Source organism: Streptomyces sp. SID14436, from assembly GCF_010548465.1.
Taxonomy (GTDB): domain Bacteria; phylum Actinomycetota; class Actinomycetes; order Streptomycetales; family Streptomycetaceae; genus Streptomyces.
The window spans coordinates 1-3,374 of record NZ_JAAGMD010000564.1 but is presented as its reverse complement, the minus strand read 5'-3'; the positions used below and the strand labels follow the sequence as shown (position 1 = coordinate 3,374).

The 3,374-nt window shown below is 68.9% G+C and carries 3 protein-coding genes and 1 pseudogene; 2 read left to right on the top strand and 2 right to left on the bottom strand.

Going from position 1 to position 3,374, the window contains the following annotated elements; all coding sequences use genetic code 11:
• Nucleotides 1-192: 192 nt before the first annotated feature.
• Nucleotides 193-1,215 (bottom strand): NADP-dependent oxidoreductase, encoded by a 1,023-nt coding sequence (locus G3I53_RS19745; RefSeq protein WP_164338573.1) that lies wholly within the window; start codon nt 1,213-1,215, stop codon nt 193-195.
• Nucleotides 1,216-1,307: 92 nt separating this feature from the next.
• On the opposite strand from G3I53_RS19745, the gene G3I53_RS19740 reads away from it, so the two are divergent.
• A complete protein-coding gene (locus tag G3I53_RS19740) occupies nt 1,308-1,745 on the top strand; it encodes a MarR family transcriptional regulator (protein WP_164338572.1) in 438 nt (145 codons plus the stop codon).
• Between the two features lie 130 nt (nt 1,746-1,875).
• Nucleotides 1,876-2,712, top strand: coding sequence for a hypothetical protein (locus G3I53_RS19735; RefSeq protein WP_164338571.1), 837 nt, complete (start codon nt 1,876-1,878; stop codon nt 2,710-2,712).
• Between the two features lie 237 nt (nt 2,713-2,949).
• Here the strand turns inward: G3I53_RS19735 and G3I53_RS19730 are convergent.
• Nucleotides 2,950-3,374: pseudogene (locus G3I53_RS19730) on the bottom strand (hypothetical protein); the annotation flags it as partial.

Here is a 3,374-nt window from a genome sequence, read left to right as displayed (position 1 = left end):
GGCCTGGCCTACGGCTGCACCCGGCGCCGCTGCGCCTTCCCCGGCGGGCCGGCCCCGGAGAACGAGCGGCTGGTGCGGGCGGCGCACCGGGCGGCCCTGGCGCTGTGACCGGCGTGAGGGCCGCACCCCGGCATCCGGGGTGCGGCCCTCATGGTGGCCGGGCGGGCGGTGCCGTCAGAGCTGACGATGCCGTCAGAGCTTGACGATCATCTTTCCGGTGTTGTCGCCGCGCAGGACCCCGAGGAACGCCTCGAGGTTGTTCTCGATGCCCTCGACGACGGTCTCCCGGTACTTCAGCTCGCCCGAGCGGATCCAGGGGCCGACCTCCTGGACGAACTGCGGCTGCAGGTCGTAGTGGTCGCCGACCAGGAAGCCCTCGATGCGGCCGCGGGTCTGGATGAGGCGGGCGAGGTTGCGGGGGCCGGGCGCGGGCTCGGTGTTGTTGTAGACGGAGATCGCCCCGCAGACGGCGATCCGGCCGTCCCGGTTGAGGGAGCCGATGGCCGCCTCCAGGTGGTCGCCGCCGACGTTGTCGAAGTAGATGTCGACCCCGTCCGGGGCGGCCTCCCGCAACTGGTCGCTGACCTTGCCGTTCTTGTAGTTGAAGGCGGCGTCGAAGCCGTACTCCTTCACGAGGAGTTCGACCTTCTCGTCGGAGCCGGCGGAGCCGATGACCCGCGAGGCGCCCTTGAGCTTGGCGATCTGCCCGACCTGGCTGCCGACGGCGCCCGCGGCACCGGACACGAAGACGGAGTCGCCCTCCTTGAAGGAGGCCGTGCGCAGCAGTCCGGCGTAGGCGGTGAGCCCGGTCATGCCGAGCACGCCCAGGTACGCGGACAGGGGTGCCGCCTCGGGATCGACGCGGACGGCGTTCTTCGCCTCCACGACGGCGTACTCGCGCCAGCCGTAGAAGTGCAGCACGTGGTCGCCGACGGCCACGCCCTCGGCGTTGGAGGCGATGACCTCACCGACGGCGCCGCCCTGCATGGCCTTGCCGAGCTCGTAGGGGGCGACGTAGGACTTGGCCGCGCTCATCCGGCCGCGCATGTACGGGTCCACCGAGAGGTACGCGTTGCGGACCAGCACCTCGCCCTCGCCGGGCGCGGGGATCTCCGACTCGACGAGGTCGAAGTCCTTGGGCTCGGGCCAGCCGACGGGGCGGCTGAGCAGATGCCATGCGCGGCCGGTGGCGGGGAGTGCGGGGGCGTCGGTCATGCGGGGCACCTTTCCTGGAAATACTTCAGCACCTGAAACAACCATGCGCCTGAATATTTCAGGATGTCAAGCAAGTAGGTACCCTGGACGGCATGGCCCCACCGCACAGCTCCCGACCCGACGCCCTGACCCTGGAGGTCGTCGAGCTCATCGGCGCGGTCGTCGCCCGCTACCACGAGGAGTACGAGTCGGCCGCCGCCGAGCACGCACTGACCGGCGCCCAGGCGCGGCTGCTGAGCCTGCTGTCCCTGGAGCCGCTGCCGATGCGCAGGCTGGCGCAGCGGCTGAAGTGCGAGCCGTCGAACGTCACCGGCATCGTGGACCGGCTCGAGACACGGGGCCTGGTGGAGCGCCGCCCCGACCCGGGCGACCGTCGGGTGAAGCTGGCGGCGGCGACGCCCGAGGGCCGGCGGGTCGCCGGCAGCCTCCAGGAGTCCCTGCGGTTCGCCCGGGAGCCACTGGCGGGCCTGTCCGAGCAGGAGCGCGTCGCCCTGCGGGACGCGCTGCGGACGATGCTGCGGGACGGCTGACCGACGCTCCCGAGCAATTCGACGAGCACGAGGGACTGGCCGCGATCGCCGCAGAGGTGACCGCTACGGTGAGAGGATCGTATGACGACGGCCTTGGCGGATCCAAGGCAGCCACGGGGGAGCAGGGCTGATGCCTGAAGCGGCGGAGGAGAGACGGAATATATATCGCTCACCGTTGGCGATCACGGCAACGGTCATCGCTGCCCTGATCGTGAGCGGCAGCATTTTCATCTTGTCGGATGATGATGCCTCGGATCCTGGTGAGGAGTTCTGCTGGAGTCTCGTTTCGTCGGAGTCGAGCGAGGATTCGGGACCGCTCACCAAGTGTGGTGAAGCGTTGGAGTCTGCCATGACAGGGCGTCGTGCAGGAGAAGATGCTCCCCGGACGACTGACCGGCACTCCGTGGAACAGGTCAGGATGACGGAGCGCGTGATCAGCGCTTACACGGAGTCCGAGACGACTGTCGTTCCGGAGGCCATTCGGAAGAATCTCGGGAACGCACTCTCCCACTACTCTTCTGACGTATCCGACATTCTCCAAGTCGATGTCGATTACTCAGACGCAGATTTTGCCACCGAGCCGAACAATCTCAGCGTATCGGTTGCTGATCTGAGCGACTTCATTTTCAAGCTGGGTGCGGATTCCGACGCCTTCGACGTCGTCTATGAATCACAGTTCAACATTATTTCTCGACAAATCGACGCGCTCACGCGCAGGGACTTTACTGCCACTCCCACAGGGGAAACGGACAGACCGCTCGGGATGATGCGGCAATTCGGGCGGGCCACCGGCATACTCCACAAGATCGCCGAGAAGGAATCCTTCACTGATACCGAGAAGTACGGGTTCCCTCGACTGCGGAACGCCCTGGACGAGCGGGTCGAGAAGGAGGGGGTGAACAGGAAGGACCGGCGTCTTGAGAGTCTTTACCGTGCGGCTGAGGAATCCTTCCTCGATTGGTCTTGAGGTCTTGCCGCCCACCCCGTGTCTCACGCAGCCCGTTCCCGCCTTCGAGGAAGACACGGACCGCCTCCCTTGGAGCGGACAGCACGGTCCAGGCGTCTCTCGCTGACGATGCCGCTGACAGGGCCTGGTCCGCGCGGCGTTCGACGCTGCGGGAGCTGCGCGGCTGAGGGTTCGGGCGAGGCGGTGGCGAGGGCGACCGGCACGCCACCGGTGCCTTCGTGACCGGTCCGTGCCGGCCTACGTGCACCACCACAGGAAGCGGTTGCAGGTCTTCGTCGGTTCCGGTTCCGGCTCGGGGTCCGGTTCCTCGGTCGTCGGCTCCGGGTCGTCCGGTGTGCCGGGGTCGGCCGGGGCCGTGCGGGTGGGGGCGCTCGTCGGGCGGGGGGCGGAGGTGTCCTGCGCGGGCGGCCCGCTCTCCTCGTCGGCCGGGTCCGTCTCCTCCGGCTCCGCGTCCTCGGACTCCGACGCGGACACCGAGGGCGAGGCCGATCCGGATGCGTCCGCCGACGGTGACGACTGCGGCGCGCCGGCCCCCGGGCCGCCGTCGGCCGTGCGGGTGGGCGGCAGTTCGGTCGCACCGCCGTCCGGCGTCTCGTCGGACGCGGTGGCGGGGCGGGGGTCGGCCCCGCGGGCGTCGATCCCCAGCTCGGCCAGGCTCAGGC